Here is a 19391-nt window from a genome sequence, read left to right as displayed (position 1 = left end):
CCATCGGCTCGGGGGCTTTTGCACAGAGAATACCTGAAAAGACGAATACCTGGAAAGACGACCACCTGGAAAGACGGGCCGCGCTTATTCCGGCAACAGCCGCGAGACGACCACCGTCACCTCTGGCTTCTTGCCGATCTCTTCCACCGCGACCTGGCGGATGATGCGGCGCATGTCATCCTCGACCTTCTCGTCGTTTTTCAAAACCTTACGTCCGGCGCGGCCCATCCATTCGTCAAGCTCGGCCTCCATCGTCTCGGCCAGATCGCGCCCGCCCTTGCCGCGCGGCGTCAGGCCCATCAGTTCGACCCAGGGCTCGCCCAAAGGCTCACCCGCCTCATCCAGGATCACCGTCGCCAGCACATGCCCGTTCAGCGCCATGCGGATCCGGTTGCGGATCACCCCATCCAGCGCCCCGATCAACACGGTGCCATCCAGATAAAGCCGCCCCGTCTCGATATATTCGACGACCTTCGGATGCTCGCCGGTCAGATCGACCATCATGCCGTTCACAGCCACCTGGGTGGCAATCCCCCCCTCCGAGCCGATCCGCGCATGTTCGGTCAGATGGCGATGCTCGCCATGCATCGGGATCAGCATATCGGGCAGCAACAGACGGTGGACATGCTCCAGATCCGGGCGGTTCGCATGGCCGGAAACATGGTAAAGCCCGCCCGCATCATCAACGACCCGGACGCCCTTCTCGGAAAACTCGTTCCAGATCTTATAGACGCCCTTTTCGTTCCCCGGGATCGTGCGTGAGGAAAAGAGGAAAGTATCGCCCCGCTTCAGCTCATGGCCCAGATATTTGCCGCGCGACAGCGCCGCCGCTGCCGCCCGCCGCTCGCCCTGACTGCCGGTGACCAGCAGCATCAGATTGGCGCGCGGGATCTCCAGCGCGTCCTCGGTCGAAACCACACGCGGGAAGGATGTCAGCACCCCGGTCGCCTGGGCAACCGAAAGCATCCGCTTCATCGAGCGCCCCATCACACAGATCGTGCGATCCGCCGCCACCGCCGCATCGGCCAGCGTCTTCAGCCGCGCCACATTCGAGCCAAAAGTAGTGGCCACGAACATCCCGTCCGAGGCCTTGATCAGCTCGGCCAGGGGTTCCGCCAAAGTCGCCTCAGAGCGGCCCGGATGGGTCGAGAAGACATTGGTGCTGTCGCACATCAGCGCCTTGACCGGGGCCTCATCAGCCACCGATTGCCACAGCGCATCATCCCAGGGCTCACCCACCACGGGCGAGCGGTCCAGCTTGAAATCGCCCGAATGCACCACACGGCCCGCCGGGCTGTCGATGATCAGCGCCGCCGATTCCGGGATCGAATGCGAAAGCGGCACGAATTGCACCTTAAACGGCCCCGCCTCGACCACGTCAGGCCGCGCCCCCACCGTCACAATCGCATCCGTCGGATGGCCCAGCTCATCCAGTTTCAGCTTGCCGATCGCGGCGGTGAATTTCCGCGCATAGACCTTTGCCTTCAGCTTTGGCCACAGATGGCCAAGCGCGCCGATGTGATCCTCATGGGCATGGGTGATGAAGATCGCCTCAAGCCGCGAGGCGCGTTCCTCCAGCCAGGTGATGTCGGGCATGATCACCTCGACGCCGGGCGCACCATCCATATCGGGGAAGGTCACCCCCATATCGACGAGGATCAGCCTCTCCTTCCCGGGGGCGCCATAGCCGTAGACATAGGCGTTCATCCCGATTTCACCGGCACCACCGAGGGGAAGGTAGATCAGCCGTTCGCTTTTCATGCGTTTTCCTTGTTGTAGTCATGGATCAGGACGAGGCCATGCATGGTCAGATCGTCCTCAATCGAGTCGAAAATTTCCGTGTCCTGGGCGAAGAGCGGCGCAAGACCGCCGGTGCCGATCACCTTCATCGGGAGATCTCTCTCCTGGCGGATCGCACGCACAATGCCTTCGACAAGGCCAATATATCCCCAATACACGCCAGACTGCATACAGGCCACCGTATTCGTGCCAATCGCCTGCTGCGGCCGCGTCACATCAACATGAGGCAGCGCGGCGGCGGCCATATGCAGCGCCTCAAGCGACAGGTTCACCCCCGGCGCGATCACGCCGCCGATATAGGCGCCATCGGTATCGACCACATCGAAAGTGGTCGCGGTGCCGAAATCGACCACGACCAGATTGCCGCCATGACGGTCAAAGGCCCCTGCGGTATTGACCAGACGATCGGGGCCGACCGTGGTGCCCTGATCGACGCGCGGCTGATGCGGCAGCAGGCATTCGGGCTTACCGACCACCAGCGGGCGGCAGTCGAAATAGCGGTTCGACAGCACCCGCAGGTTAAAGACCACCCGCGGCACGGTCGATGAGATGATGACCTCTTCGATCTTCGGCTCGATCCCGTTCAGCATCATCAGCGAGGACAGCCAGACGTAGTATTCATCCGCCGTCCGCTTGTGATCGGTGCCGATGCGCCAGGTGGCAAGAAAGCGCGTGCCGTCCCAGATCGCAAAGACGGTATTCGTGTTGCCGCAATCAATGGCGAGAAGCATGGCTCTGCCCCGTCGGTTTCAGAAAAAGACTTCCGCCGCCGGAATGGCAACGGTGCCAGAGGCCATGCGCAGAACCAGGTTTCCGTCCTGGTCGATGGTCTCGAAAATTCCCTCACGGGTTTCAGATCCGGTGCGGGCGATGATCTTCTCGCCGATCCGCGCGGCCCGCGACAGCCAGGCGCTGCGGATCGGGGCAAAGCCCTCATGGCGGAAGACCGCCTCCCAATGGGCCATGGCGGGGGCCAGCGCATCAAGGAATTGGCCGGGCGTAACGCGCACCCCGGTTTCCCCCAGCAAAGAGACGGGCGGCACGGCACCAGGCTCGACGGCGCTGGCGGGGGGGGCGTGGATCAGGTTGATCCCCATGCCGATCACCAGCACCGGGCCAGAGGCCTCAAGCAGGATCCCGGTCAGCTTGCCGCCATTCAAGAGCACATCATTGGGCCATTTCAGCGCAAATCCGGTGCCGTCACCGACGACCGCGACAAAGGCATCGTAAAGCGCCAGCGCCGCGATGAAGCTGCGCAACCCAAGGCTTGCGGGCGGCTCATCCAGGCGCTGCGCGAGGCTGCCATAGAAATTGCCGGGCGGGCTGGACCAGGGACGCGCCCGCCTGCCCTTGCCTGCCGTCTGCTCGCCCGCAAGAATCCACAGGGGCCCCCGAAGATCGGGAGCCCGCCGGAAGGCCTCAAGATTGGTGGAGTCGACCGAAGCCAGCTCCAACCGTTCCGTGTTATCAGCGCACAAGGGATTGCGCCGCTGCAAGGGCCGGGCCCTCGATGCCAAAGAGGTTGATCGCCCCCAGCACCAGGATCGCCGCCACAGCCATCATCAGCACCCATTGCACCGGAGACATGCGGCTTTGCGCCGGGTCTTCGCTGTCGCCGAAGTAGATGAAGTAGACGACGCGCAGATAGTAGAAGGCCCCGATCACCGAGGCGATACCGCCCGCCACCGCCAGCCAGACCATGCCCGCATCGACCGCCGCTTTCAGCACGGCGAATTTGGCGTAGAAGCCGATAAAGGGCGGCACGCCTGCAAGGCTGAAGAACAAAGCCAGAAGCGCCAGCGCCTTCAGGGGCTCTGATTTTGACAGCATTTTCAGGCTGGCAATATCGGTCACCGGGCGGCCATCACGCTCCATCGACAGGATGAAGGCGAAAGACCCCACGCCCATCGTCACATAGATCGCCATATAGATCAGCGTTGCCTGCACGCCCTGGACGGCCTGATCGGCATTGCCCGTGGTCGCAGCCGCCAGACCAATCAGCGCATAGCCCATATGGGCGATCGAGGAATAGGCCATCAGACGCTTGATGTCTTTCTGGCCAATCGCCGCAATCGCGCCCAGATACATCGACAGCACCGCCATTGCCGCCAGCACCTGGCCCCATTGGCTGGGGATTGCGCCAAAGGCATCCCAGGCCAGCCGCGCGATCAGCGCCATGGCCGCAACCTTGGGCGCGGTGGCGAAGAAGGCGGTGACGGGCGTGGGCGAACCCTCATAAACGTCGGGCGTCCACATATGGAAGGGCGCGGCCGAGATCTTGAACGCCAGACCCGCCAGCATGAACACCAGACCGAACAGCAGGCCAAGGCTGACATCATCCTGCAGCGCAACCGAGATCCCGTCAAAAGCCGTGGTGCCGGTAAAGCCGTAAACCAGCGAGGCCCCGAACAGAAGCATCCCCGAAGAAAGCGAGCCAAGCACGAAGTATTTCAGCCCCGCCTCTGACGATTTGGCGCTGTCACGGCGCATCGCGGCGGTCACGTAAAGCGCCAGCGACTGCAGCTCCAGCCCCATATAAAGCGCCATCAGATCGCCCGCCGAGACCATCATCATCATGCCGGTCACGGCCAGGGTGATGATCACCGGGAACTCAAAGCGCAGCATATTGTAGCGCGCCATATAGTCCTGGCTCATCACGATGACGGCTGCCGCCGAGGCCAGGATCACCACTTTGGCGAAACGGGCGAAGGGGTCGTCATTGAACATGCCGTGGAAGGCTGTCCGCTCGCCCTCGCCCGCGAAACCGATCCAGAGCGCAAGCGCCACGAACAGCCCCGCCGTGGCCCAGACCAGCGGCACCGCCACTTTGTCCTTGCCGGTAAAGACGCCGAACATGAGCGCCGCCATCGCATAAAGCGCGAGGATCACCTCGGGCAGGACGATGTTGAAATCAACTGCGGTCATTGTCGCGCTTCCTCAGTGCATCGCGGCCTGCTCTGCCACAACGGGCAGAGCTGCGCGGAAGTTCTCGATCAGATGGGTCACAGACGGCCCGATGATGTCGGTCACGGCGCTTGGGTAAATGCCGAGGAACAGCGTCATCACCACCAGCGGCGCGAAGACCAGTTTCTCACGCGTGGTCATATCGGTGATCAGTTTCAGGCTGTCTTTGGTAAGCGTGCCAAAGATCACCCGGCGGTAAAGCCACAGCGCATAGGACGCCGAGAAGATCACCCCCGAGGCCGCGAAGAAGGCGATCCAGGTATTGACCTGGAAGATCCCCATGATGGTCAGGAACTCGCCCACGAAACCCGATGTGCCCGGCAGACCGACGTTCGCCATGGTGAAGAAGAGGAAGACAAGCGCATAGGCCGGCATCCGGTTCACCAGACCGCCATAGGCGTCGATCTCACGGGTATGCATCCGGTCGTAGATCACGCCCACGCAAAGGAAGAGCGCACCAGAGATGAAGCCGTGGCTGATCATCTGGAAGATCGCGCCGTCAACACCCTGCTGATTGACCGCGAAAATCCCCATGGTCACATAGCCCATATGGGCGACCGAGGAATAGGCGATCAGCTTCTTCATATCCGACTGCACCAGCGCCACCAGCGAGGTATAGACCACCGCAATCGCCGACATCCAATAGACCAGCGGTGCCAGCATATCAGAGGCCACCGGGAACATCGGCAGCGAGAAGCGCAGGAAGCCATAGCCGCCCATCTTCAGCATCACCGCCGCCAGGATCACCGAGCCTGCGGTGGGTGCCTGCACGTGGGCATCGGGCAGCCAGGTATGAACCGGCCACATCGGCATCTTCACCGCAAAGCTGGCGAAGAAGGCAAGGAACAGCATCGTCTGCACGCCGCCGACGACATGGATGCCCAGAAGATCAAAGGCCTCGAAGCTGAAGGTATGGGTCAGAAGCGAGACCTGGCCATCGCCACATGCGCCGATACAGGTGGTGCCTGCATCCATATACATGAAGATCATCGCCACCAGCATCAGCACCGAGCCGAGGAAGGTGTAGAGGAAGAATTTGAACGCCGCATAGATGCGGTTCACGCCCCCCCAGATGCCGATGATCAGGAACATCGGGATCAGCCCTGCCTCGAAGAAGAGGTAGAACATCACCAGATCCAGCGCGCAGAACACGCCGATCATCAGGCTTTCCAGCACCAGAAACGCGATCATATATTCCTTGACGCGCTTTGACACATCCCAGGCCGACCAGATCACCAGCGGCATCAGGAAGGTGGTCAGCATGACGAAAAGGATCGAGATCCCGTCAACGCCAAGCCGCCATTTCAGGCCAAGGATCCAGTCCGCCTCGGTGACGAACTGGAAATCGGTATTCGACGGATCAAACTCGGCCAGCAGGAAGAGGCTGGCGAGGAAGGTCGCAATCGTCGCGAAGAGCGCCAGATATTTGGCATTGCCCTGGGCGCACTCATCATCGCCGCGCAGGAAAAGCGCCATGATCAGCGCCGCAACCAGCGGCAGGAAGAGGATGATATTGATAAGTTGATGTGCCATGGATCTCGCGCCTCCTTATTTGGCGCCGCCGAAGAGCGTCATCCAGGTGACCAGGGCAACAATCCCGAGCACCATGGCGAAGGCATAGTGGAAGACAAAGCCCGATTGAACGCGGGCCGCGAGGCGGGTGAAGAAGGGAACGATCCCCAAAGCCACCCCATTGATGGTGCCGTCAATAACTTTGACGTCGTTTTTCCAGAACAGGCGGCCAAGCGCTTTCGAGCCTTTGACGAAGACGAAAGTATAGACCTCGTCGAAATACCACTTGTTCAGAAGGAACAGATACAGCGGGCGCTGCTGGCGCGCCAGCCGGCCCGGCCAGGACGGGTTTTTGATATAGAACAGCCAGGACAGGATCAGCCCGATCACCATTGCGATAAAGGGCGAAACCTTGACCCAGGACGGCACCATATGCGCGGCCGCGATGATCGTGTTCGGGGCATGGCCCGAAGCCTCGACCTTTTTCGCGTCCACGCGGGTGTCGACAATCGCCTGCTCTTCGGCGCCATAGGGCAGGATCAGCAGCGCGCCTTTCGGGGCCACACCATGGGCGGCGTCGTGGGGGGCTGCGTCATGGGCCGCGTCATGGGCGGTTGCGTGATCGCCCGCTTCGACAGCCTCACCCGGGTCGGTGACACCAGCGTCAACATTTGCCAGCGCCTCGGCCTGGGCCTGGGCTGCGGCTGCATCAGCCTCAGTCATATCTGTAGTCGTCGCGGCATGTTCGGTTTCCCCGGCCACGACATGATCTGCGGCAGGCTCAGCATGCGCCTCTTCGACGTGATGGGCGGTCAGCTGCTCCATCCCGAACCAGTCGCGCATCTTTTCTTCGTCGCCGAAGAAGACCTTATACCACAGCATCCCCGAGAACAGCGCACCCAGCGAGAGCACCGCCAGCGGGATCAGCATAACCAGCGGGCTTTCATGCGGCTCGTGATGGTGGCCGTGGTCATCATGCCCGTGGTCCTCATGCGCATGATCATCGTGGCCGTGGCTGGCATGGCCGTGATCATGACCATGCGCATGGTCATCATGCGGCTTCTGATCGGCGCGGTTGGCGCCGAAGAAGGTCAGGAACATCAGGCGCCAGGAATAGAAGCTGGTCATGCCAGCCGCGATCACCAGCATCCAGAAAGCATAGTTCGAGCCGATATAAGCGCTTTCGATCACGGCGTCTTTCGACAGGAAGCCTGCGAAGCCGTAATAGGTCAGCGGGATACCGACGCCGGTGATGGCCAGCGTGCCGATCATCATCATCCAGAAGGTGAAGGGGATCTTTTTGCGCAGACCACCATACCAGCGCATATCCTGCTCGTGATGGGTCGCGTGGATCACCGAGCCCGCGCCCAGGAACAGCATCGCCTTGAAGAAGGCATGCGTGAAGAGGTGGAACATCGCCACCGGATAGGCGCCAACGCCTGCCGCCACGAACATATAGCCCAGCTGCGAACAGGTCGAATAGGCGATCACCCGCTTGATGTCGTTTTGCACCAGGCCAACGGTCGCGGCGAAGAAGGCGGTCGTCGCGCCAAGCACCGTGATGAAGCCCGTCGCATAGGGGGCATATTCATAGACCGGCGACATGCGGCACACGAGGAATACGCCCGCGGTCACCATGGTTGCCGCGTGGATCAGCGCGGAAACGGGCGTCGGCCCCTCCATCGCGTCCGGCAGCCAGGTATGCAGGAACAGCTGCGCCGATTTCCCCATCGCGCCGACGAACAAGAGGAAAGCGATCAGATTGACGGCATTCCAGTCGGTCCAGAGGAAGCGGACGGTGGTCTCGGTCAGCTCGGGGATCTTTGCAAAGACCTCATCGAACTGGATCGAATCCGTCAGCAGGTAAAGCCCGGCGATCCCCAGGATGAAGCCGAAGTCACCAACGCGGTTGGCGATGAAAGCCTTCATCGCGGCAGCGCCCGCCGATTGTTTCTTCCAATAGAAGCCGATCAGCAGGTAGGAGGCGACCCCCACCCCTTCCCAGCCGAAGAACATCTGCAAGAGGTTATCTGCCGTCACCAGCGTCAGCATGGTAAAGGTGAAGAACGAGAGATAGGCGAAGAAGCGGGCCCGGTAAGGCTCATCATCGGTCCAGTTCTCGTCATGCGCCATATAGCCAAAGCTATAGAGATGCACCAAAGCCGAGACCGAGTTCACCACAACCAGCATGATCGCGGTCATACGGTCAACGCGGATCGCCCATTCAGTCGAAAGCGTGCCGCTTTCCACCCAACGCAAAAGCGTGTGGTGCTCGGTCACGCCGTCGAAGCCCAGGAAGATCACCCAGGACAGCGCGGCGGCCAGGAATACCGCAGCCGTGGTCAGGATCTGCGCCGGTTTCTCACCGATCACCTTCCAGCCGAAGCCGCAAAGAATGGCCCCGATCAGCGGAGCGAAAAAGACAATCTGAACCATTCTCTCAGCCCTTCATCACGTTCACGTCTTCGACGTCAATCGTTCCGCGGTTGCGGAAGAAGACGACGAGGATGGCAAGGCCAATGGCAGCCTCGGCTGCGGCGACCGTCAGCACGAAAAGCGTGAAGATCTGCCCGGTCAGATCGCCGTGATACGACGAAAAGGCCACAAAGCTGATATTCGCCGACAGAAGGATCAGCTCGATCGACATCAGAATGACGATCACATTCTTCCGGTTCAGGAAGAGCCCGAAGATGCCGATGACGAACAGGGTCGCCGCCACCATGATGTAATGTTCAATTCCTACCATCTCATCCGTCCCTCAGGCGCTCTCGCCCGTTATTGTGCCTCTGTGCTGCGATCGGCAAAGGGGATCATCCCTTTGGGACGCAGCTCAGGAAAGTAAGTGTTGCAGGCGCAGGTCTCTTCGTTGTCACGAAGCTCCAGCACCTTGCCATAGACGGCTTTCGCCGCCTGCGTCATCTGTCCGGCCGTCGCCCGGCGCTTTCCCTGCACCGCCTTGCGCAGAAATTCAGTCGCCCCAAGCACTTCGGCCAGTTTGTAGCTGTCAGCCTCAGCCGCTATCGCCACCATCCGCCCCGAGGCGCAATGGGTGACACGGCTGCCCGAAAACCCGTCCAGGCCCTCTGGCGCGATCAGCTGCGGCGCGGCGTGATGGTCGCTGCCATAGTCATAGATCACGCTGTAGCCTTCAAACACGAGGCCGGTGCCCTCGGCCCAGGCCACCGGGCCGGTCTGCATGCCGGATTCGACACCCCCGCAAGGCGGCAGCGGCGTCAGAGCATGGGCCGATCCGGCCAGCCAGGTCACAAGGGCAGCAAGCGGCAATCTCATAGCGCCCCCCCGTTTTCCGGCGCCTTTGCCGGGAAGAGGGTCTTGCAACCGCATTCGAAACTGACTTTGCGCCCGCCCAGATCAATGGTTGCGCCCTGCGCCACCAGCTGAAAATCATTCGCCCCATGGCGGCTGGCAAGCCTGCGCAGCGCGGCAAGATCGGTGTTTTTCCGCCCTGCTGCCCGGCTCAGCCTGCCTTCAAGCGCGGTATCTTTGCGGTCGGCTTCGGGGGCATAGAGATCATATCCCGCCCCGCCGATCACCAGGCTTTCACTGCGGGCACAGTCATGCACCACAAAAGAGCGGCTGCCCATACAGCCATTGCCGACCGTCATGGTCTGGATCACGAAGCCAGGGGCCAGCACCCGCGCCTTTGACACCTGCGCCATATCATAGGGCGAGGCATTCCAGCTGGCCTCACAGCCCGCGCCGCGCTGCACGCCCGCCATCGGCACCAGCTCGGCAGGCGAACAGGCCATCGCAGGCGTAACCGCCAGCGATGCTGCAAAACCTGCGAATATGATGCCCCGGCGGATCATGGATCAGAGCCCCTGCCCCGGCTTGACGTCTTTCATCTCGACTGTTTCAGCCGGGTCGCGCCACATCTGATGCAGCACGTTCTGGCGACGGATCCCGGTGCGGTGACGCAGCGTCAGCAGGATCGCGCCGATCATTGCCACCAGCAGCACCAGCCCCGAGGCCTGGAACAGATAGATATAACGGTCATAGACCAGCAGGCCGATCGCGCGGGCATTGTCGATATCGCCCGGGGTCGGGTTGGCGAGGCTCATATTGCCAGACACCCGCCAGGCGCTGAAGGCGATCCCGATCTGCATCAGCAGGATCACCCCGATCAGCAAAGCAAGCGGCATGGCCCGGGCCATCTCACCTTTAAGCGCGGCGAAATCGACATCCAGCATCATCACCACGAAAAGGAACAGCACAGCCACCGCGCCGACATAGACGATCAGCAGCAGCATGGCGATGAACTCGGCCCCCAGCAGCACGAAAAGCCCGGTTGCGCCGACAAAGGCCGAGATCAGCCAAAGCACCGCATGCACCGGGTTGCGGCTGATCGTGACCATCAGCCCCGAGCCGACAACCACCGCCGCAAAAATGTAAAAGGCAAAATCCGCGACGGTCATTTGCTGTCTTCCTTTTTCTCGTCAAAGACGGCCTGGGCGATATCCAGCGCCTGCCGCATGGCGGGCAAGCCGCCGAACATGCTCATCTGCCAGATCACCTCGGCGATCTCGCGTTCGGTGGCACCCGATTCCAGCGCGTGCCGGATCGTCACCTTCATCTGCGGCTCGGCCGGGCCGCCGGGCAAAGCCGCGCCCTGAACCGCCAGCCCCGCCAGGGTGACCAAAAGCCGGGTGCGGCTGTCCAGCCCTTCCCGGTTAAAGGTCTTGCCGAACCACATCTCCATCAGATCGGCCGGCATGGTCGGGAACAGCTTGTCGAATGCCCCCGTCATGCCACCCGCCTTCATGCCATCTGCCATGCCAGACATGCCCTCGGTCATCGAGGCCAGCGCAGGGTTGAAGCTGCGCAGCATCTCCTGGCCGCTTTCCATCATCTGGCTCAGCATTTTGGCATAGGCATCGGTCATCTCTGGGCCGCCTTTCCGGGTTCAGCGATAGGGCGCGTCGAGTTCCAGATTGCGGGCAATCTGGGCCTCCCAGCGGGCGCCGTTATCAAGCAGCTTTTCCTTGGTGTAGAACAGCTCTTCACGGGTCTCGGCCGAAAACTCGAAGTTCGGGCCCTCGACGATGGCATCGACCGGGCAAGCCTCCTGGCAGAAGCCGCAATAGATGCATTTCGTCATGTCGATGTCATAGCGCGTGGTGCGGCGCGAGCCATCCTCGCGCGGTTCCGCGTCGATGGTGATCGCCTGGGCCGGGCAGATCGCCTCGCAAAGCTTACAGGCGATGCAACGCTCTTCGCCATTCGGGTAGCGGCGCAGCGCGTGTTCCCCACGGAAGCGCGGCGAAAGCCGCCCCTTTTCATGCGGATAGTTGATGGTGGGCTTCGGCTTGAAGAAATACTTCATACCAAGCGCAAAGCCCTTGATGAAATCCACCATCAGGAAATAGCGCGTGGCGCGGTTCCAGTCGATATTGGCCATTTGCCTCAGCCCCCGATCGCCCAGCGGGCCCAGAAGCCGCCAAGCACCTCAAATTTTGCAAGGAATGCCACCAGAACGACCCAGCCAAGGGACAGCGGCAGGAACACTTTCCAGCCGATCCGCATCAGCTGGTCGTAGCGATAGCGCGGCACAATGGCCTTCACCATTGCGAACATGAAGAACCACATCCACATCTTGGCAACCATCCACCACCAGCCATCAGCGATGCCGGGGATTGGCGACAGCCAGCCGCCGAAGAAGAACAGCGAGATCAGCGCGCACATCAGGAAGATGGCGATATATTCGCCGGCCATGAACAGCAGATAGGGCGTCGAGGAATATTCGACCATGAAGCCCGCAACCAGTTCCGATTCAGCCTCGGGAAGGTCAAAGGGCGGACGGTTGGTTTCAGCCAGCGACGAGACGAAGAACAGAACCAGCATCGGGAAATGCGGCAGCCAGTACCAGCCCAGCATGCCATAGCCGGTGTCCTGCGCCCGCACGATGTCGGACATATTCATCGAGCCGGACGAGATGATCAGGCCGATGATGATCAGGCCAAGCGAGACCTCATACGAAATCATCTGCGCGGCCGACCGCAGCCCGCCCAGGAAGGCGTATTTCGAGTTCGAGGCCCAGCCGCCCATGATCACGCCGTAAACCTCAAGCGAGGAGACGGCGAAGACAAAGAGGATGGCGACGTTGATATCGGCCAGCACCCAGCCGTAATCAAAGGGGATCACCGCGAAGGCCAGCAGCGCCAGGATGAAGGACAGCAGCGGCGCCAGGAAGTAGACGGGGCGGTCAACGCCCGCAGGCACGACGATTTCCTTCAGCACATATTTCAGCGCATCCGCAAATGTCTGCAGGATCCCCCAGGGGCCAACCACGTTCGGGCCGCGCCGCACCTGGACCGCCGCCCAGATCTTCCGGTCGCCATAGACCATGAAGATCAGCGAGATCATGACGAAGGCGACCACCGCAAGGCATTGGGCGATCAGAATGACCGCCGTGCCAAGCCCCGTCGAGAAAAATCCGTCCATCTTTCTACCGTCCTCTCAGTCCGTCTTAAGGGACCGCTGTCTTATGCCTTTCGTCCGGGGGCGCTGCCCCTCAGACCGTCGGTATGCCAAGGGCGCCGCAATCCTGCACCGTCACCTCGGCATCAATCGTCTTTATGCCCCGCGGCAGCGCCGCCGAGACCAGCCAGACCGAGTCGCCCCGGATCGTGCCGCCCGACTTCGCCACATTTGTCCGCACATGGCGGGCAAATCCCGCGCCCCGGATCAGCGCATATTGCGCCGCCGCACAGCGGGCGTAGTCCTCAAGATCCCTGCCCTCTTGCGTGCCCTTTATGGCGACGCGAAAGCTGACCATATCGCCTTGCAGCAGCACGGTCTGGATCCCGAGATATTCTTTCTTTCCAGCCTCTTGCACCTGATCACTCTCAGATGCGCAGCCCGCAACCGCCGCCAGGGCAGTCACGACCAGCGCAGTTGAGAGGGCCTGGCGCATTCCTTTACTCCGCCGCCATCGGGGCCGCGAGGCGCGCTTTGGCCTGGGCCGAGAGATCGGCCATCACCGAAGAGGCCCGCGCAATCGGGTTGGTCAGATAGAAGTCGCGGATCACATTGCGGAAGGCCGCTTTGGCGGGCATCCGCAGCTCCAGCGCCTGCCATTCGTTCGCTGGAACCTCGTCGATCTGGGCCAGATGCGGATGATCGGCAACCAGGGCTGCCCGCAGGCCCGCCAGGCTGTCCCAGGGCAGTTTTGCGCCCAGTTCCGCCGAAAGCGCCCGCAGGATCGCCCAGTTTTCCCGCGCATCACCAGGCGCAAAGCCAGCCCGGAAGGCCAGTTGCGGCCGGCCCTCGGTATTGACGAAGAGGCCGTTTTCCTCGGTATAGGCGGCGCCCGGCAGGATGATGTCAGCACGGTTTGCGCCGCGATCCCCATGGCTGCCCTGATAGATCACGAAAGGCGCATTGCCCGAGGTATTGGCCTCACGCGAGATCTCAATCTCATCGGCACCGAGGTTGTAGATCACCTCTGCGCCCTCGGTTGCAGCCGCCAGACCACCCTCGGTCACCGCGCCCACATCCATCGCGCCCACGCGGGCAGCCGCCGTGTGCAGGATCAGCAGTTTCGAGTTCGAATTCTCGGCCAGCTTCATCGCATGGGCCAGAACCGCCTCGCCATCGGCCTCATTGATCGCGCCCTGGCCGACGATCACAATCGACGGGGCCTCGCGGGTGGCGTCAGAGATCTCTTTGCCCGACAATTCAACCAAAGCCGCACGGTCGGTGCCGACATGGGTGTAATCATAGGTCAGATCGACCGCCTCACCCAGCAGCGCAACCGTCGCGCCATTGGTCCAGGCCTTGCGGATCCGCGCATTCAGAACCGCGCTTTCAACACGCGGGTTGGTGCCGATCAGCTGGATCATCTTCGCATTGTCGATGTCCTCGATCGAGGCCGTACCGACATAGGCCGAGCGGTTGCCAATCGGCAGCCGCGCCCCATCGGTGCGGCATTCAACCTTGCCGCCAAGACCCTCAACCAGCTTTTTCAGGCTGTAGATCGCCTCGACCGGGGCCAGATCACCGATCAGCGCGGTGACCTTCTTACCCTTCATCGCCGCCGCCGCAGCCGCCAGCGCCTCACCCCAGGTGGCTTTCTTCAGCTTGCCGTCAACGCGCACATAGGGCGTGTCAAGGCGCTGGCGACGCAAGCCGTCCCAGATGAAGCGGGTCTTGTCGGAGATCCATTCCTCATTCACGCCGTCATTGTTGCGCGGCAGAATGCGCATGACTTCGCGGCCCTTGGTATCGACCCGGATGTTTGATCCAAGCGCGTCCATCACGTCGATGGTTTCGGTCTTGGTCAGCTCCCAGGGGCGGGCGGTGAAGGCATAGGGCTTTGAGGTCAGCGCGCCGACCGGGCAAAGGTCGATGATATTGCCCTGCAGATTGCTGTCCAAAGTCATGTTCAGGTAAGAGGTGATCTCGCTGTCCTCACCCCGGCCGGTCTGGCCCATCTGGGTGATGCCCGCCACCTCTGACGTAAAGCGCACGCAGCGCGTGCAGGAGATGCAGCGCGTCATCGCGGTCTTGACCAGCGGGCCAAGGTTCAGCTCGTCCGAGGCGCGTTTGGGCTCGCGGTAGCGCGAAAAATCGACGCCATAGGCCATGGCCTGGTCCTGCAGATCGCATTCGCCGCCCTGGTCGCAGATCGGGCAATCCAGCGGGTGGTTGATCAGCAGGAACTCCATCACGCCTTCGCGGGCCTTCTTGACCATCGGCGATTTGGTTTTCACCACCGGGGCCTCGCCATTCGGGCCGGGGCGCAGGTCTTTCAGCTGCATCGCGCAAGAGGCGGCAGGCTTGGGCGGGCCGCCCACGACCTCAACCAGGCACATCCGGCAGTTGCCCGCAATCGAGAGCCGCTCGTGATAGCAAAACCGCGGGATCTCGATCCCGGCAGCTTCCGCCGCCTGGATGATCGTCATCGAGCCGTCGAGCTCAAGCTCGGTGCCGTCGATGTTGATTTTCTTCAGATTCGACATCTGCGCCTACTCCGCCGCGATCCGACCGCAATCATGGGCTTTCCATGTTGCAGCCTCTTCCAGATACGACCAGCCAAAGGCCTGATCGCTGTCCCCAAATTCCTTGCGCATCTTCCAGCGCGCATGACCCTCGGCCATGTCCGGGCGATGGCCCGCCGGTATGAACCACAGGACCATCTCGCCCGGGGCATCATACCATTCACCCTTGCGGGCGTAGAACTGCCTGTGCACCGTGGTCCAGACAAAGCGGCCCAGACTATCGGCATCCTCCCAGACCGAAAGCGTCGAGGCCATGCGCGGATCGCCCGCAAACGGCCCCGAAGTCTCTGCCTGAGCGGCCTCCATCGCCTCATCATCAAGGCGCCACACAAAGCCCGGAGCCCGCGCCGCAATACCATTCACCAGATCCAGCCCATTGGCGAAATCTGCGATCTCGGGCGCATCCCAATCATGGCGCAACAGGCCAAAATTGAAGACGGCCAGATGGTATCCGGGGCGCATGCCCGATGCTTTGCCTGTGGTCATCTTACCGACCTCAGCAACTGGCCGATCAGGCTTTTCTTCGCAATCTCTGCCTCGCCCACTTCGCAATAGGCGGCGGGCTTGCCGGGCACAGCGCCGAATTGCTTCAGCCAGTCTGCAGCCTCGGCACGGGCGCGTTTCTTCTCGGCCTTGTTTTCCACAAGAGCGGTGATCTCGGCGCGGGTATAGCCCTGGGCCAGCGCGTAATCCCGCAGCTTCGTCAGCTCATTGAGGGCACGCAGTTTGCGCGGGCGCATGGTCGGGCAATTGTCGGCAATCGTATCGGCGATAAAGCCCTGGCGCAGCGTATTGGTGATATGCGCTTCCTGGTTGATCGGCGTGCGGGCCTCGGCTGAGCCCACGAAAACCGGCGCCATCAAAGCAAGGGCCGCGATCTTTGCGAATTTCGTCACTGACTGCATAACTGACACTCCACCATATGCACTGATCTTCTGATCAGAGCCGCATTCTGCCAGAACAGAAGGCGCAGCAGAACGCAAAGTGTCATCGCTTTTGCGTGAGGAAATTTGGCTGACATATTGCAGGATCATGCGCAGCCTCCGGCAAAGAGCCAGGCGCCTGCCCGGTCATATTTCCCGATGGCTTTCTCGCGGAACTGGCCGCCCGCCGCCGCGCAGGTGGCGCGTGCGGCCTTCTTCGCCAGCGCACCCTGATCATTGCGCAGGCCGCCCGCGCTGGTCACGCGGATCTCCTGGCCGCCAATCGGGCGGGCCCCGACCACGGTGATCTGCAGGCCGGTCGGACCGGGGCGAACCTCGCCCTGGAGTGCCTGGCCGTCAACCTGAACCGGATAGGCTCCCGGCGTCACCGTTTCCGGCAGCGGCGTATGGATCACCGCACAGCCCGACAGGACAAGCGCCAGCGCCACAGCCGAAAGGCTGCGGGCAGATGCTGTCATGTGTTGGGTCATGCGGGTCATGGTCTTATTCCGCCGCCAGCGCAGCCGAGATACGGCCGGTTTTCTTTGCCTTGATCCGGTCCTCAATCTCGCCACGGAAATTGCGGATCAGACCCTGGATCGGCCAGGCGGCTGCGTCGCCAAGGGCGCAGATCGTATGGCCTTCGACCTGTTTGGTGACCTCAAACAGCATGTCGATCTCTTCGATCTCGGCATCACCCGTGACAAGGCGCGCCATGACGCGGCTCATCCAGCCGGTGCCTTCGCGACACGGCGTGCACTGGCCGCAAGACTCGTGTTTGAAGAAGGTGGAAAGCCGCCAGATCGCTTTGATCACGTCAGTCGACTGATCCATCACGATCATACAGGCGGTGCCGAAGGAGGACTTCAGCTCGCGCATGCCGTCATAATCCATGATGGCGTCTTCGCACATCTCGGCGGTCAGGATCGGGCAGCTTGCGCCGCCGGGGATCACCGCTTTCAGGTTCTTCCAGCCGCCGCGCACACCGCCGCCATGCTTCTCGATCAGCTCTTTCATCGGGATCGACATCGATTCCTCGATGACGCAGGGGGTGTTCACATGGCCCGACATTGCGAAAAGCTTGACACCTGCATTGTTGGGGCGCCCGAAGGAGGCAAACCACTCGCCGCCACGGCGCAGGATGGTCGGCGTCACCGCGATGGATTCCACGTTGTTCACCGTGGTCGGGCAGCCGTAAAGCCCCGCGCCTGCCGGGAACGGCGGCTTCATCCGGGGCATGCCCTTGCGGCCCTCAAGGCTTTCCAGCAGCGCGGTTTCCTCGCCGCAAATATAGGCCCCTGCCCCGTGGTGCAGGTAAACGTCGAAATCATAGCCCGATTTGCAGGCATTGCGGCCGATCAGCCCGGCATCATAGGCCTCGTCGATCGCGGCCTGCAGGGCCTCTTTCTCACGGATATATTCGCCGCGAATGTAGATATAGGCCGCCACCGCATTCATCGCAAAACCAGCGATCAGCGCGCCTTCGATCAGCGTATGCGGGTCGTGGCGCATGATCTCGCGGTCTTTGCAGGTCGCGGGCTCGGATTCGTCGGCGTTGATCACCAGATAGGCCGGACGCCCATCCGAGACCTTCGGCATGAAGGACCATTTCAGACCCGTCGGAAAGCCCGCGCCGCCACGGCCGCGCAAGGCGGATTTCTTCACCTCTTCCACGATCCAGTCGCGGCCTTTGGCAAGAATATCCTTCGTCCCGTCCCAATGGCCACGCGCCATCGCGCCCTTGAGGGAGCGGTCATGCATCCCGTAAAGGTTCGTAAAGATACGGTCCTGATCCTTGAGCATCTCTTGCTCTCCTTACGCCCGGCTCTTGCGCCAGATCTGATACGTCACGGCAAGCGCCCAGATGAAACCGGCAATCGCGGCGAGGTCGAGAAGGAAGGCAAACCGCGCCTCCAGCCCCAGTTGACCGCCAAGCCATTGCCCGCCCATCCACAGGATCATCGTCGCCGCGATGACAACAGCCACCAGACGCACCTGGCGTCCGCGCTGAAGGTCACTGGCAGATGGTCCCGGCATTCACCTGTCCTCAGTAGTCGTTGGTTTTGGCCCGGATGCGGAATGCCTCCAGCCCTTCAGCCACAATCAGTTTCGCCTGCGCCACCCATTTGTCGCGGGTCACGCGGCCTTTGAACCCTTTCAGGTTCTCATCCACCCAGGCGATTTCCTCTTCGCTCCAGGCAGCAATCTGGTCGTAATGGAAGAAGCCCAGCTCATGGCACAGCTTTTCCATCGCCGGGCCGATGCCCTCGATCTCTTTGAGGTTGTCGGCCTTGCCGTCACGTGCCTCTGCCAGGCCCTCAGGCTTGCGGCCGACGGTTGCCGGAGTGGCTGTTGCCGGAGCGACTGACGGGGCGGCATCCGCTGCCGCAGCCTTTGCGGGCGCTGCTTCCGCAACCGGGGCCGCCGCGCCGCGATTGCGCAGCCAGGACAGGTTCAGAGGCACTTCGGTGCCGTCGATCCGCTTGACCGTCTCGCCGATATCAAGCGCCCGCTGCACCGAGCCGTTGTATTTCGCGCCTGTGCCCTGATGGTCTTTCAGCGAGGTCAGATTGTTCAGCGGCTCGGAGGAATAGCGCCCGTTTTGCGAGCCGGGCTGCGGCACCTCACCCTCGCGGAAGCGCGCGATCAGCCCGCGCAGCACCGCAGGCGTCAGATCCTCATAGTAATCCTTGCCGATCTGGGCCATCGGCGCATTGGCGCAGGCGCCAAGGCATTCGACCTCTTCCCAGCTGAATTTGCCATCCGCAGAAACCGTGTGCGGGGTCGGCGCGATCAGCTCTTTGCAGACCGAAACCAGATCCTCGGCCCCGCAGATCATGCAGGACGTGGTGCCGCAGATCTGGATATTCGCCACCGAGCCCACCGGCTGCAGCTGGAACATGAAGTAGAAAGTCGCCACTTCCAGCACGCGGATATTCGCCATGCCCAGCATCGAGGCCACATATTCAATCGCGGGCTTGGACAGCCAGCCTTCCTGTTCCTGCGCCCGCCACAAAAGCGGGATCACCGCCGAGGCCTGACGGCCCTCGGGATATTTGGTGATCTGGCCCTTCGCCCATTCCAGATTGGCGGGGGTGAAGGCGAAACTCGCGGGTTGCTCGTGATAGAGACGGCGCAGCATGTCAGAATTTCCCTGCGGCGGAGATATCGG

21 protein-coding genes are annotated in these 19391 nt (G+C 61.8%); all 21 read right to left on the bottom strand.

All coding sequences use genetic code 11. The features are described 5' to 3' along the window. Positions 1-84: 84 nt before the first annotated feature. Entirely contained in the window at positions 85-1761 is a 1677-nt protein-coding gene (locus HOY34_RS08580) for a ribonuclease J (protein ID WP_172361849.1), read from the bottom strand. Beyond that, positions 1758-2531, bottom strand: coding sequence for a type III pantothenate kinase (locus HOY34_RS08575; protein ID WP_172361847.1), 774 nt, complete (start codon positions 2529-2531; stop codon positions 1758-1760). The genes HOY34_RS08580 and HOY34_RS08575 overlap by 4 nt, the downstream gene beginning before the upstream one ends. Positions 2532-2549: 18 nt before the next feature. Then, positions 2550-3278 (bottom strand): biotin--[acetyl-CoA-carboxylase] ligase, encoded by a 729-nt coding sequence (locus HOY34_RS08570; RefSeq protein ID WP_172361845.1) that lies wholly within the window; start codon positions 3276-3278, stop codon positions 2550-2552. Then, positions 3268-4725: an NADH-quinone oxidoreductase subunit NuoN gene (gene nuoN, locus HOY34_RS08565; RefSeq protein ID WP_172361843.1), complete on the bottom strand. Its 1458-nt coding sequence runs from the start codon at positions 4723-4725 to the stop codon at positions 3268-3270. Before nuoN ends, HOY34_RS08570 begins: the two co-directional genes overlap by 11 nt. Positions 4726-4737: 12 nt before the next feature. Continuing rightward, positions 4738-6297: an NADH-quinone oxidoreductase subunit M gene (locus tag HOY34_RS08560; RefSeq protein WP_172361841.1), complete on the bottom strand. Its 1560-nt coding sequence runs from the start codon at positions 6295-6297 to the stop codon at positions 4738-4740. A 15-nt stretch (positions 6298-6312) separates the two neighbouring features. Beyond that, entirely contained in the window at positions 6313-8712 is a 2400-nt protein-coding gene (nuoL, locus tag HOY34_RS08555; protein WP_172361839.1) for an NADH-quinone oxidoreductase subunit L, read from the bottom strand. A 4-nt stretch (positions 8713-8716) separates the two neighbouring features. After that, entirely contained in the window at positions 8717-9022 is a 306-nt protein-coding gene (gene nuoK / locus HOY34_RS08550; protein ID WP_172361838.1) for an NADH-quinone oxidoreductase subunit NuoK, read from the bottom strand. Between the two features lie 29 nt (positions 9023-9051). After that, positions 9052-9567, bottom strand: coding sequence for a hypothetical protein (locus tag HOY34_RS08545; protein WP_172361836.1), 516 nt, complete (start codon positions 9565-9567; stop codon positions 9052-9054). Further along, the gene (locus HOY34_RS08540; protein WP_172361835.1) at positions 9564-10106 is read right to left on the bottom strand and encodes a hypothetical protein; all 543 of its coding nucleotides are present in this window, start codon (positions 10104-10106) and stop codon (positions 9564-9566) included. The genes HOY34_RS08545 and HOY34_RS08540 overlap by 4 nt, the downstream gene beginning before the upstream one ends. Before the next feature lie 3 nt (positions 10107-10109). Continuing rightward, positions 10110-10712, bottom strand: coding sequence for an NADH-quinone oxidoreductase subunit J (locus HOY34_RS08535; protein WP_172361833.1), 603 nt, complete (start codon positions 10710-10712; stop codon positions 10110-10112). Next, a complete protein-coding gene (locus HOY34_RS08530; RefSeq protein WP_172361831.1) occupies positions 10709-11179 on the bottom strand; it encodes a carboxymuconolactone decarboxylase family protein in 471 nt (156 codons plus the stop codon). The genes HOY34_RS08535 and HOY34_RS08530 overlap by 4 nt, the downstream gene beginning before the upstream one ends. 21 nt (positions 11180-11200) lie before the next feature. Next, the gene (nuoI, locus tag HOY34_RS08525; protein ID WP_172361830.1) at positions 11201-11695 is read right to left on the bottom strand and encodes an NADH-quinone oxidoreductase subunit NuoI; all 495 of its coding nucleotides are present in this window, start codon (positions 11693-11695) and stop codon (positions 11201-11203) included. Between the two features lie 5 nt (positions 11696-11700). Continuing rightward, on the bottom strand, positions 11701-12738 hold the full coding sequence (nuoH, locus tag HOY34_RS08520; protein ID WP_172361828.1) for an NADH-quinone oxidoreductase subunit NuoH: 1038 nt from the start codon (positions 12736-12738) through the stop codon (positions 11701-11703). 70 nt (positions 12739-12808) lie between these two features. Further along, the gene (locus HOY34_RS08515) at positions 12809-13210 is read right to left on the bottom strand and encodes a YNQ4 family lipoprotein (RefSeq protein ID WP_172361827.1); all 402 of its coding nucleotides are present in this window, start codon (positions 13208-13210) and stop codon (positions 12809-12811) included. Positions 13211-13214: 4 nt separating this feature from the next. Further along, on the bottom strand, positions 13215-15257 hold the full coding sequence (gene nuoG / locus HOY34_RS08510) for an NADH-quinone oxidoreductase subunit NuoG (protein WP_172361825.1): 2043 nt from the start codon (positions 15255-15257) through the stop codon (positions 13215-13217). Between the two features lie 6 nt (positions 15258-15263). Then, positions 15264-15782, bottom strand: coding sequence for a DUF3291 domain-containing protein (locus HOY34_RS08505; RefSeq protein ID WP_253944326.1), 519 nt, complete (start codon positions 15780-15782; stop codon positions 15264-15266). After that, entirely contained in the window at positions 15779-16201 is a 423-nt protein-coding gene (locus tag HOY34_RS08500) for a DUF5333 domain-containing protein (RefSeq protein WP_172361823.1), read from the bottom strand. The genes HOY34_RS08505 and HOY34_RS08500 overlap by 4 nt, the downstream gene beginning before the upstream one ends. Before the next feature lie 125 nt (positions 16202-16326). Beyond that, positions 16327-16698, bottom strand: a complete 372-nt coding sequence (locus tag HOY34_RS08495; protein WP_172361821.1) for a hypothetical protein — start codon at positions 16696-16698, stop codon at positions 16327-16329. 25 nt (positions 16699-16723) lie between these two features. Further along, positions 16724-18022, bottom strand: a complete 1299-nt coding sequence (nuoF, locus tag HOY34_RS08490) for an NADH-quinone oxidoreductase subunit NuoF (protein WP_172361819.1) — start codon at positions 18020-18022, stop codon at positions 16724-16726. Positions 18023-18034: 12 nt separating this feature from the next. Further along, positions 18035-18256: a DUF5337 domain-containing protein gene (locus HOY34_RS08485; protein WP_172361817.1), complete on the bottom strand. Its 222-nt coding sequence runs from the start codon at positions 18254-18256 to the stop codon at positions 18035-18037. A gap of 10 nt (positions 18257-18266) precedes the next feature. After that, positions 18267-19361, bottom strand: a complete 1095-nt coding sequence (gene nuoE / locus HOY34_RS08480; protein ID WP_172361815.1) for an NADH-quinone oxidoreductase subunit NuoE — start codon at positions 19359-19361, stop codon at positions 18267-18269. Positions 19362-19391: the final 30 nt, after the last annotated feature.

The sequence above is a fragment of the Pseudogemmobacter hezensis genome (genome assembly GCF_013155295.1).
Classification (GTDB): Bacteria; Pseudomonadota; Alphaproteobacteria; order Rhodobacterales; family Rhodobacteraceae; genus Pseudogemmobacter; species Pseudogemmobacter hezensis.
This window is presented reverse-complemented; position numbering and strand designations above follow the sequence as displayed.